The sequence below is a fragment of the Duganella vulcania genome (assembly GCF_009857655.1).
GTDB lineage: Bacteria > Pseudomonadota > Gammaproteobacteria > Burkholderiales > Burkholderiaceae_D > Rugamonas > Rugamonas vulcania.
Window position 1 is genome coordinate 20,989 of sequence record NZ_WWCX01000071.1, and the last position, 10,909, is coordinate 31,897.

The 10,909-nt window shown below is 66.6% G+C and carries 7 protein-coding genes; 2 read left to right on the forward strand and 5 right to left on the reverse strand.

The features are described 5' to 3' along the window. Positions 1-21: 21 nt before the first annotated feature. The 3 genes from GTP90_RS26390 to GTP90_RS26400 all read right to left on the reverse strand — a co-directional run bounded on the left by GTP90_RS26390 (position 22) and on the right by GTP90_RS26400 (position 4,703). The gene (locus GTP90_RS26390) at positions 22-2,628 is read right to left on the reverse strand and encodes a TonB-dependent receptor (protein ID WP_161086291.1); all 2,607 of its coding nucleotides are present in this window, start codon (positions 2,626-2,628) and stop codon (positions 22-24) included. A 140-nt stretch (positions 2,629-2,768) separates the two neighbouring features. Then, complete coding sequence (locus GTP90_RS26395; RefSeq protein WP_161086292.1) at positions 2,769-3,731, reverse strand: LysR substrate-binding domain-containing protein; 963 nt, start codon at positions 3,729-3,731, stop codon at positions 2,769-2,771. Positions 3,732-3,779: 48 nt separating this feature from the next. Next, positions 3,780-4,703, reverse strand: coding sequence for an SMP-30/gluconolactonase/LRE family protein (locus GTP90_RS26400; protein ID WP_161086293.1), 924 nt, complete (start codon positions 4,701-4,703; stop codon positions 3,780-3,782). Positions 4,704-4,925: 222 nt separating this feature from the next. Here GTP90_RS26400 and dgoD point away from each other — a divergent pair, with 222 nt between their 5' ends. Together dgoD and GTP90_RS26410 are read left to right on the forward strand one after the other, a co-directional pair. Continuing rightward, complete coding sequence (gene dgoD / locus GTP90_RS26405; RefSeq protein WP_161086294.1) at positions 4,926-6,074, forward strand: galactonate dehydratase; 1,149 nt, start codon at positions 4,926-4,928, stop codon at positions 6,072-6,074. An 8-nt stretch (positions 6,075-6,082) separates the two neighbouring features. Then, a complete protein-coding gene (locus tag GTP90_RS26410; RefSeq protein ID WP_254452057.1) occupies positions 6,083-8,620 on the forward strand; it encodes a beta-galactosidase in 2,538 nt (845 codons plus the stop codon). 108 nt (positions 8,621-8,728) lie between these two features. Here GTP90_RS26410 and GTP90_RS26415 read toward each other — a convergent pair whose 3' ends face one another. Together GTP90_RS26415 and GTP90_RS26420 are read right to left on the reverse strand one after the other, a co-directional pair. Then, on the reverse strand, positions 8,729-10,489 hold the full coding sequence (locus GTP90_RS26415; protein ID WP_161086295.1) for an ABC transporter ATP-binding protein: 1,761 nt from the start codon (positions 10,487-10,489) through the stop codon (positions 8,729-8,731). Then, a partial coding sequence (locus GTP90_RS26420; RefSeq protein WP_161086296.1) for a redoxin domain-containing protein occupies positions 10,486-10,909 on the reverse strand: 424 nt, incomplete at its 5' end. The genes GTP90_RS26420 and GTP90_RS26415, both read right to left, overlap by 4 nt.

The window sequence follows — 10,909 nt, forward strand, 5'->3', positions numbered from 1 at the left end:
AAAGCCACGACAAAAAACAGATTACATCTTGAACGACAGGCCCAGGTTGAAGCGGCGGCCGAATTCGGTGACCTCCTGTTGTACCGGGATGTTCGCGCTGGTGTAGACGGCCTTCTGGTTGGTCAGGTTGTCGATGCCGAAGCGCAGTTGCACGTTCGGCGTCAGCTGCTTGGCCAGGTTCAGCGTCAGGTAGGTTTCGGCTTCGTTCATGATCAACTGGCCGGCGCCCCAGGTTGGATTACGCACGAAGGCACTGTGGTAGTTGGCCGAGATGCGCGCCTCGTAGCCGGCCTTCTCGTACCACAGCGTCACGCCGCCGTTGCTCTTCATCAGACCTTCGATCGGATAAGGATTTACGCTTGGCGTTTTCTCATGGATGTTGCTGGTGGTGTAGGCGTAGTTGCTGGCGATGCCCAGGCCATCGAACGGCGCCGGCAGCGAGGTGAAGGCCTGCTGGTACACCAGCTCCACGCCACGGATGTCGCCGCCGTCGCCGTTGACCGAACGGGTGATGGTGGCTGGACGGCCGTTGACGGTGGTGGTGTCGCTGGTGATGGCGATGTAGCGCGATACCTTTTTGTAGAACGCGCCGGCCGACAGCAGCGAGCCTTTGCTGAAGTACCACTGGTAAGCCAGGTCGACCTGGTTGGCCATCATCGGCTTCAGTTCCGGATTGCCGGCGCTGCCGGTGACCGGCTGGGTGGAATCCGATACCACGTTCAGGTTGCGCGAAGCGCGCATCTCGTCCAGCGGCGCGCGCGACATGGCGCGCGCCACGCTGAAGCGCACCTGGCGTTCCTGCGCCTCGTCCATGTTGAAGATCAGGTTCAGGCTAGGCAGGATCTCGTTGTACGAGGTGCCGCCTTCCACCGCGGTCGGCGCCGCGCCGTTCAGAGACTGCGCGCCGTAGCCGGTCTGCGTGGTGTGCACCAGGCGCACGCCGACGTTGCCGCGATAGGTCTTGCCGAAGGCTTCGCCGTCCAGGTCACCCTGCACGAAGGCCGAGGTGCTGCGCTCCTTGACCTTCCAGCCGGACAATGCGTCGTTCCGGATCTGCCAGTCCTGCCGTACCTGGCCGTCGGGATTAAAGGCGTTGGGGCCGAAGGCGGCGGCGGTCGAGGCACCGAAGTCCTTCAACGCGATATACGAAGGGAAGCCGCTGACGTTGACGGTCTCGTAGGCCGAGTCGGGAATCGCCGCCGTCGAATTCAGCTGCCAGGTGGTCTGGCGATAGCTCTTCTCGCGGTCGGTGGCGCGCACGCCGACCTTCAGGCGGCTGACGATGCTGTTCTCGATCGGGCGCGAGGCGCTCAACGACACGGCGTTCAGCAGGTCCTTGACATGGCCGTCGGTGTCGACATACAGCGTGGGCGCGCCGAAGTTGGCCGGGTTGCCGGTGTCCAGGCCACCGAAGTCGTAGCTCTGGCGCTTGTCGCCCGTGAAGGACCAGTTGATGGTGGTACTGTTTTTCGACGTCTGGCGCAGGTCGCGCCACTGGCTGGCGCGCATCGCGTGCGAGGTCGACAGGTCCGACTCCACCTTCCAGTCGCCGACGTTGAACTTGGCGTTCAAGCCGCTGGCGGCGACGCTGTTGTCCTGGATCCAGCGGGCGTCGTTGTTGATGACGTTGACCCATTTGACGGTGCCGCCGGCCACATAGCCGTTGCGGATATCGAGGTTGCTGAAGTTGCCGGAGTTGCCGCCGTCCCAGTTGCCCATGTCCCCGGTCCAGTGCTGCAGTTGCGACTCGTCGATCGCGGTCTTGGCGTAGTAGCTGTCGGCGGTGATCAGCACATCCTTGTTCGGCTTCCACTCGGCCTTGGCCAGCACGCTGGAGCGCTTGTCCTTGCCGTGACGGACGTCGTCCTGGAAGCCCCATGGCGTCTTGTCCACCTTGCCGTCGCCGTTCAGGTCAGCCGAGTGGTCCTCGTTGAAGCCCCAGTGACGGATATTCTTCTGCACCGAAGGCTGGTCCTGGTAGCTGAAGGCCAGCGCCAAGCCCAGCGTCTTGTTGTTGAACTGGTCGATGTAGACACCACCGATGCGCGGCGCGGTCTTGTCGGCGCCGCCGATGTCCTTGGCCAGCGCGTAGTACAGCGCGTCCGCCTTCAGCGACACCTGGCGGCCCGAGTACTTAAGCGGCGAGACGGTTTGCAGGTCGATGGAGGTGGCGATGCCGCCCTCCGCCAGCTCGGCGTTCTGCGTCTTGTAGATGGTGGCGCCGCTCAGCGACTCCGATGGGAACTGCTCGAAACGCACGGCGCGGTTGGGTTCCGACGAGGCCAGCTCGCGGCCGTTCAGCGTGGCGCCGATGAAGCGAGGGCCCATGCCGCGCGCGACGATCTGGCTGGCGTTGCCGCGATCGAGGCCGGACGACATGCCCGGCAGGCGCGCCAGCGATTCGGCGATGGTGGTGTCGGGCAGTTTGCCGATGTCTTCCGACGCGATGACTTCTACGATGCTGTTCGAAGCTTCCTTGGCGGCCAGCGCGTTGCGCACCGAGGCGCGGATGCCGGTCACGTTCACTTGCTGGATATCGCCTGCGGCTTCCTGCGCAAATGCCTGTTGGACCAGCAAAGGGGACGTAAAGAGCGTGGCGATCAGCCAGCTCAATTTCTTGTGCTTCATGTGCATCTCCAGTGTTGTATAGGTTTCGTCTCTGGTTACCACTCGGACGAATAACTGGATGCTAGCGAAACGAAAGAAGCACTTCCAATAGCTTATTCAGCGCGGGCCATACGAAGTTCGTATATCACGCTTGAGCACGCTTACGCGGGCGGGCGATAGTGAGGGTAGATGCTGGCCGCGGCGTCGCGCAGCGCGAGCAGCATGGCGTCGGCGCCAGGCGAGAGCTGGTGTCGCTTGCGCGTCACAATGCCGAACGAATCCATGCTCACGCCCAGGTCGAACGGCAGTATCGTCATCAGGCCAGCTTCCAGATACGGTTGCACGGCGTCGGACGGCAGCGCGACGATCATGTCGTTGCTCATGAGGAGGCTAGCGACGACCGGCAGGTCGAGCGTCTCGACGGTTTCCGCCGGCTGCTCCAGGCCATGCGAGAGGAACAGTGCGGTCAGGCGGTCGCGCAGGATGCTGCCGGCAGGAGGCAGTATCCAGCACTGCTCCATCAGGTCCTCCAGCCGCAGGTCGGTGCGGCTGGCCAGCGGATGGCCGGCGCGCGCAATCAGCAGGTGCGGCTCGTCGGTCAGCGGTTCGAAATTGAGTTCGTCGGCGGCCGCCGTGTCGAGGATGCGGCCCACCACCAGATCCAGCTCGCCGCCGCGCAGGCGCTCGACCAGCGCTTTGCTGGTCGACATGCTGACCGCGACGTGCACCCGCGAGTGGCGCTCCTTGAGCAGGTTGATCGCCTTCGGCACCAGGCCGGTGGCCGGCGCCAGCACGGTGCCGATGCCCACCCGCCCACGAAGGCCGGACAGCAGCTCCATCACCTCCTGGTGGGCCGCGTCCATCTCCGCCAGCGCGGCGCCGGCGCGCCGTATCAGCACTTTGCCGTACCAAGTGGGGGCGACGCCGCGCGACAGGCGCTCGAACAATTGCACGCCCAGCGCGTGTTCCAGCTCGCCCAATAACTTGGACGCGCCAGGCTGGGTCAAGTTGGCCGCCTGCGCCGCGTGCGCGATCGATCCGTGCCGGCCTAATTCGACCAGCAGCACCAAATGCCGGGTTTTCAGGTGGGAGCGGACGAAGCGGTCGGAGCTTGAATCGGTCATAGGGGTGATTTTCTGGATCGCCCATCATAAGGGCGCGCCGTTGCAGCGTCAATCACCCTGGCGCCGGCGTTGGGAATCGGCGACGGCGGCCGGGCCGTCGTCGAAGGGGGTATCGGCCACGCCCGGCGCCAGCTCCTCGGCCAGGGCGGGCGGCAGGCCATACAGCCCGCCGCGCACGCCCAGCAGCAGCAACTGGCGCGTATCGACACCGCCAAAGGCCATGCCGGACGGCTGCTCCTGCTCCAGCGCGATCCGGCGGCGCAGCTGGCCGTCGACGCCGTACTGCACCACTCCCCCGTCCTGCACGCTCCACAGCATGCCGGCGCTGTCGACGGTGGCGGCGCCCCGTTCGGGCGCCTGCGCGAACTCGCGGATCTCGCCCACCTTGGCGCGCTCCGCGTCGTAGCGGCATTGCATGATGCCGCCCCGGGCCGCGTCGGCGAAGTACATGCGCGTGCCGTCCACGCTGAAGGCGATGCTGCGCGCCGTGACCACCACCGGCAAGGCCAGGCGGCGCAGCCCGTGGCGCGTCGAATATTGATAGAAGCTACCGATCGGCCGCTGGTCGGCGCCGGTATTGGCGGTGCCGAAGACGAAATTCCCGTGGCGGTCGGTGCAGCCGTCGCTGATGACGGTGCGCGCCTCGGCGGCGTCGATGGTCGCCAGCACCTGCGCCTGCAGCGGGCGGCCGAGCTGCCCGGCGGGTATCAGCTCCACCATGCCCAGGCGCTTGCCCTGGCCGAGCAGGATGCGCCCGGAGCGGCAGCAGGCGATCACGCCGGCATTCTCCAGCAGGCGCGCGCCGGCAGCCTTGCCGTCGTGCTGCGGCCAGGCGTACAACTGCCCGCCTTGCGGGTCCGGCCAGCGCCAGCAGGCGGCCTGCGGGTCCCAGCGCAGCGCGCCGCCGGCCTGGCCGGCGAGCGCCAGCAGGATGCCGGTCGTGGAAGCGGTGGACGTACTGGTTGGACTCATGCTGCGGGGGCTCCGGATGGATGACGTGACCGCCCCAGTCTAAGCGGGCCGCCGCCGCCGCAGATATGAATAAATCGGCGCCTGCCATGCTGATATCGGATAGCTGGGCAACACCCGGGAAGCTATCCGATAATGATATGCCTACTTACGAATTAATCATATTTCCAGTCTAGCGGGCAGGCTTAGACTGAGCACTGTTCCTGAACTTACCCTCTCTCTCCTATGAAAATCATCAAACTGACGACCTACCGTGTACCACCGCGCTGGATGCTGCTCAAGATCGAAACCGATGAAGGCGTCGTCGGCTGGGGCGAACCGGTCATCGAAGGCCGCGCGCGCACCGTGGAGACGGCGGTACAGGAAATGGAATCTTATCTGATTGGCCAGGACCCGTCCCGCATCAACGACCTGTGGCAAACCATGTACCGCGCCGGTTTCTATCGCGGCGGCCCGATCACGATGAGCGCCATCGCCGGCATCGACCAGGCGCTGTGGGACATCAAGGGCAAGGTCATGGGCAAGCCGGTGGTCGAGCTGCTGGGCGGCCTGGTACGCGACCGCATGAAGATGTACAGCTGGGTGGGCGGCGACCGTCCTTCCGACATCATTGAGCACATCCGCAAGCTGCGCGAAGGCGGCTTCAATACGTTCAAGATGAACGCCACCGAGGAACTGGGCATGCTGGACACCGCCGCCGCCGTCGACAAGGCGGTCGAGCGCGTGGCCGAGATCCGCGCCGCCTTCGGCAACAGCATCGAATTCGGCCTGGACTTCCACGGCCGCGTGGCTGCGCCGATGGCCAAGGTGCTGCTGCGCGAGCTGGAGCCGTATCGCCCTCTGTTCGTCGAGGAGCCGGTGCTGGCCGAGCAAGCCGAATACTATCCGCGCCTCGCCGCGACCACGTCGATTCCGCTGGCTGCCGGTGAGCGCATGTACTCGCGCTTCGAATTCAAGAACGTGTTCCACGCCGGCGGCCTGTCGATCGCGCAGCCGGACCTGTCGCACGCCGGCGGCATCACCGAGTGCATGAAGATCGCCTCGATGGCGGAAGCCTACGACATCACGCTGGCGCCGCACTGCCCGCTCGGCCCTGTCGCGCTGGCGGCCTGCCTGGCCGTGGACTTCGTGTCGTACAACGCCGTGCTGCAGGAACAGAGCATGGGCATCCACTACAACAAGGGCGGCGAACTGCTGGACTATGTCGTCAACAAGGAAGACTTCCTGATCACCGACGGCTATATGAAGCCGCTGCCCAAGCCTGGCCTGGGCGTGGTGGTGGACGAGGCGCGCGTGCTGGAGGCGAGCCTCAACGCGCCGGACTGGCGCAATCCGGTATGGCGCCACGCGGATGGCAGCGTCGCCGAGTGGTAAGGGTCGAGATGCCATTTTTGTTTAGCCGCCGTTCGGGCGCCGCGCTGATTGTTGGCGCCCTGGCGGGCGGCGTCGCCGGCGCCGATACCTTGTCCATCGACGCCAGCGCGGCGGCTCCCGCGCCGAAAGCGGCGGCGCTGCGCATGGGCAGTTCGGTCGCGCCCAACGGCGACAGGCTGGGCGCCAACGCGCGCTACCTGACCCGCAACGGCGCGCCGTGGCTGCCGGTGATGGGCGAATTCCATTACAGCCGCACGCCCGCCTCGCAGTGGGAGGCGGAGCTGCGCAAGATGAAGGCGGCCGGCATCGACATCGTCGCCAGCTACGTGATGTGGAACCATCACGAGGAACTGGCCGGCCAGTTCGACTGGAAGGGCAACCGCGACCTGCGCCGCTTCGTGCAGCTGGCCGCCAAGGCCGGACTGGATGTGGTGGTGCGCGTGGGCCCTTGGGCACACGCGGAAGTGCGCTACGGCGGCGTGCCGGATTGGGTGGTCAACGCCATGCCGACCCGCTCCAACGATCCGCAGTACATGGCGCTGGTGGAGAAGCTGTACGCGCAGATCGGCGCGCAGCTCAAGGGCCAGTTGTGGAAGGACGGCGGCCGCGTGATCGGCATCCAGCTTGAAAACGAATACAACATCGATGGTCCCGGCAAGGGTGCGGCGCACATCGCCGCGCTGAAGAAGCTGGCGCTGAAGGCGGGCATGGACGTGCCCTACTACACCGTCACCGGCTGGGACGGCACCATCTATCCCACCGGCGAAGTGACGCCGGTGTTCGGCGGTTACCCCGACGAGCCCTGGGGCACCAGCACCAGCGAGCTGCCGCCGAAGGAGACCTATGCCTTCCGTTTCGATACCCGCGTCAGCGGCGACCTGGGGGCGCAGACCGCCGCCCACGCGCCCGGCACGGCGGAGACGGACAAGGATGTGACGCCCTTCCTCGGCGCGGAATACGGCGCGGGCCTGCCGTTCATGTACCGCCGCCGCACGGTGGTGAGCGCGGACGATATCGCGTCGATGCTGCCGGTGCAGCTGGGTTCCGGCGTGAACCTGATGGGCTACTACATGTTCCACGGCGGCCGCAATCCGACTGGCCTGGGCGGCACGTCGATGGAGGAGAGTTCGCTCAGCGGCGGCTATAACGACACCACCATGATCAGCTACGACTTCCAGGCTCCGCTCGGGCCGGACGGCCAGCAGCGCAAGGTGCTGGAGAAGCTGCGTCCCTTCCATCTGTTCCTGCACGATTTCGGTTCGCGGCTGGCGCCGATGACGGTGCGCAAACCGGACGCCTCGCCGGCCACGCCGGACGATTTGAAGACGGCGCGTTTCGCGGTGCGCAGCGAAGGCGATCGTGGCTTCCTGTTCGTGAACAATCATGTGCGCCAGTATCCGATGGCGGCGCAGCGGGGCACGCAGTTCTCGGTCAAGCTGCCGGGGCAGACGATCACGCTGCCAAGCGCGCCGGTCGATATCGCCGATGGCGCTTACTTCATCTGGCCGTTGAATCTTGATCTGGACGGCGTCAACCTCGCCTACGCGACGGCGCAGCCTTTGGCCTTGCTCGACCAGGGCAAGGCTGGCGTAGTGGCGGTGTTTGGCGCCAGTGCTGGCGTGCCGGTGGAGTTGGCGTTCGACGCGGCACTCGCGGCGCAGGTGCGTGCCAACGGCGGCGCACAAGTCGCGCTGTCCGGTGGCCGCGCGCTGGTGAGCGGCGTGCAGCCCGGCGCTGGCGCGGCGCTGACCGTGCAGCGCGAGGGCAAGCGGCCGTTGACCATCGTCGTGCTGACGGCGGAACAATCGCAGCAACTGAGCGTGGCGGAACTCGGCGGCCAACGCCGCCTGATCCTGAGCGGCCAGCAGACCTACGTGGCCGATGGCGCGCTGCAAATGCGTTCGGCGGGCAGCAACAAGTTCCGCTTCGCCGTGTACCCCGCATTGAGCGGCCAGCCAAAGGCAAGCACCGCCAGCCCGGCGTGGGCAGCGGCGGCTTCCAACGGCAAGGACAAGCCTGCGGCCGCGCAGCGCGTCTCCCTGCGCGCAGCAGGCAACGACGGCATCTTCCAGGCCTCCGAAGCGGAGCTGCCTGTTCACGACTTGAAGGCCATCGTCACGCCGACGCGCGCGGCGCAAGAGGCGGCGCCCATCGTCATCGGTGGCACGGCGAAAGCCGCAATGCAGCCGCTGCCTGAAAACTTCAAGGCTGCGGGTGCGTGGCAGATCAACGTCCCGCGCGAACAGCTGCTTGGGCTGGACGACGCGCTGCTGCAGATCGACTTCGTCGGCGACATCGGCCGCCTGTACTCGGGCACGCGCATGCTGGACGACTGGTACTACAGCGGCTATCAATGGCAGTTCGGTTTGCGCCAAGCCAGCGCCCTGCTCGACCAGCCGCTGACCGTGTCCGTCCTGCCGCTGCGCGCCGATGCGCCCATCTACCTGCCGAAAGAAGCGCGCCCCGATTTCGCGGGCCAGCCTCAAATCGCCACCATGCGCGGCGTCAGCGTAATACCGGTCTATCAGCTGCGCGTAGCACCGTAAAGCTTGTCATGTGGTTTGCCGCCCACCGCGCCCCGCGGCGGGCGGTTTTTTTTGCCTCGCGCGGCGCAGACTTAGCTCGCCACTCCCACCAGCTGCACGCCCGCGCCATCACGCCGGCACCGGCGCCTCCGGCCTGGCCGCAGACATCTGATCCTTGACCAGCCTGAAATACGCGCCATCCAGCTGCCGCGCCAGCTGCTCGTGGCTGCCTTGTTGCACCAGCCTCCCCTGCTCCAGCACCAGGATGCGGTCGGCCTTGGCGATGGTGGAAAAGCGGTGCGCGATGATGATGGTGGTGCGCCCGGCCATCAACCGGTCCAGCGCGCCCTGAACCAGCTGCTCGCTGGACGCATCCAGCGCGCTGGTCGCCTCGTCCAGGATCAGGATGGCCGGATCGCGCAACAACGCGCGGGCGATCGCGATCCGCTGCTTCTGCCCGCCGGACAGCTGCACGCCATGCTCGCCGACCACGGTGTCATAGCCCTGCGGGAAGCCCTGGATGAACTCATGCGCGTGGGCCAGCCGCGCAGCGGCCATCGCCTCGTCCAGCGGCACTGTCCGCTCCGGCACGGCGAAGGCGATATTGTCCGCGATGCTGCCCGAGAACAGCGATGGTTCCTGCTCCACCACCGCGATGCCGCGCCGGATTGCGGCCAAGTCCAGCCCGGCGGCGGGCAAGCCGTCGAACAACAGGCGCCCGCCGTCCGGCTGGTAGTGCCCCAGCACCAGCGCGGCGATGGTGGACTTGCCGGCGCCCGAGGCGCCCACCAGCGCCACCTTCTCGCCGGCCGCGATGGCGAAGCCGACGCCGTCAAGCGCCCGCACGCCGGGCCGCTCCGGGTAGCTGAACACCACGTCCTCGAAGCCGAGCCGGCCGGTAAGCGGCGCCTGCGGACGCGGCGCCGGCGGCGGCCGGTGCGTGCGCATGATCTCGAAGATGCGGTCGGTGGCGCCCATGCTGCGCATCCACATGTTCCAGGATTCGCTCAGCGCGCCGGCCGCCTGCGTGACGATGTTGGAATAGATCACGAACGCCATCAGGTCGCCGACCGACAGCGCGCGCTTGCCGATCAGGTAGGCGCCCAAACCCAACGCGCACAGCAAGGCGCCGAAGTCCAGCACCGACAGGCCGGCGCGAAACGCCGACTGCCGCCGGGTACTGGCCATCGACAATTCCAGCAGGCGGCGGCAGGCCTCGGCGTAGCTGGCCGACGCCCCGCCCTGCTGGTTGAACGCGTGCACCAGCCGCACATGGGCGAAGTGTTCTTGCGCGACCCGGCTGCTGTCGGCCATGCAGGCCTGCACCGCCTTGGCGTAGTCGCGGTGGCTGGCGCCCGAGACCTTGCCGAAGTACAGGCTGGCCGGGACGAAGACCAGCAGCATCACGCTCAGCAGCGGCGAGATGTAGAGCAGCATCGCCACGCCGCCGCCGAACATGAACAGCGATTGCAGCGCATTGGCCCCGCCCATGGTCAGCGACTGGTGCAGCGATTGCACGTCCGCGCTCAGGCGGCTGGTGATCTCACCGACGTGGTGGCGGTCGAAGAAGGAGACCGGCTGGTTGATCAGCACATCGAACAGGCGGCGGCGGACGCCGTTGATGATCAGGTGCCCGGCCAGTTCAAAATAGTAGTAGCGCAGCGTCGACGCGGCGGCCTGCACCAGCAGCCAGAGCAGCCCCACGCCGATCACCGGCGCGGAGATGGTCTCCAGCCGCAGCTCCTGGACGTGGTCGATGAAGTAGGCCACACCCTTGGGGAAGACCAGCTGAATCAACACGCCCACGCCCATGAAGAACATCGCGGCGGCGGCCTGGCGGCGCACCGGATAAATCAGGCGCAACCGCTCGAGATGAGGCTCGAAGTTCATGGCGCGCCCTCCGCTGCGGTCTCGGCATCGTCAACCTCGCTGTCGGCGAGCTGCGCGCGCAAGTCCAGCCAGTTGTCGTCGCCGATCGTGCCGGCCGCTTCCAGCACGCCCTCGTGATTGACCATCATGTAGGACGGCGAGGCCAGCGTGGGGTTGAGCAATTTGTAGTCGCGCAGCTTCATCCGCAGCGCCCGCGTCAGCGGGAAGCCGCGCAGGAACTGGCGCAGGCGCCAGCCCGGCTCGTGGCTGACGATCCAGATGTCCAGCCCCGCCTGCTCGGCCGGCTCCAGCATGCGGCCGATCTCGGGCAGCTTGGTCTTGCACTTCGGGCATTTGCTCGACAAGAACAGCAGCACCGCCGCCTGGCCGCCGGCGCCCATGCGATGCACCGCGCCGCCGCGCAGCGCACGCGCCTGCACC

Bases quoted from the DNA above. Each gene is read 5' to 3' on its own strand.
- GTP90_RS26390 (WP_161086291.1), bottom strand. From the start codon at position 2,628: ATGAAGCACAAGAAATTGAGCTGGCTGATCGCCACGCTCTTTACGTCC.
- GTP90_RS26395 (WP_161086292.1), bottom strand. From the start codon at position 3,731: ATGACCGATTCAAGCTCCGACCGCTTCGTCCGCTCCCACCTGAAAACC.
- GTP90_RS26400 (WP_161086293.1), bottom strand. From the start codon at position 4,703: ATGAGTCCAACCAGTACGTCCACCGCTTCCACGACCGGCATCCTGCTG.
- dgoD (WP_161086294.1), top strand. From the start codon at position 4,926: ATGAAAATCATCAAACTGACGACCTACCGTGTACCACCGCGCTGGATG.
- GTP90_RS26410 (WP_254452057.1), top strand. From the start codon at position 6,083: ATGCCATTTTTGTTTAGCCGCCGTTCGGGCGCCGCGCTGATTGTTGGC.
- GTP90_RS26415 (WP_161086295.1), bottom strand. From the start codon at position 10,489: ATGAACTTCGAGCCTCATCTCGAGCGGTTGCGCCTGATTTATCCGGTG.